We start from the raw sequence: 250 nt of genomic DNA, 5'->3' as shown, positions 1-250 counted from the left end.
ACATATCCCACTTATGCCTACAGGCGGTATAAATGTAGAGAATGTCGGTGCTTATATTAAAGCTGGAGCCGTTGCAGCAGGAGTTGGAAGTACTTTAGTAAACACAAAAGAAGCGATCACGGAAGAATACTTAGCTAACTTAACAAAAACAGCAAGTCAGTTTGTAAATGAAGTGAAATTAGCAAGAGGTTAATGGCAACAAACACAAGTTTGAAGGAGAGATATAATGAAACCTTTTATTCATGATGAT

Annotated in this window: 1 pseudogene; it reads left to right on the top strand. The window is 36.8% G+C overall.

Features of this window, described 5'->3' with window-relative positions:
- A pseudogene (locus tag AOA61_RS24625) lies at window positions 1-193 on the top strand (hypothetical protein); the annotation flags it as partial.
- Between the last annotated feature and the right edge of the window lie 57 nt (window positions 194-250).

It is taken from the genome of Pseudomonas sp. 2995-1 (assembly GCF_002742505.1).
Lineage (GTDB): Bacteria > Pseudomonadota > Gammaproteobacteria > Pseudomonadales > Pseudomonadaceae > Aquipseudomonas > Aquipseudomonas sivasensis.
This window is presented reverse-complemented; position numbering and strand designations above follow the sequence as displayed.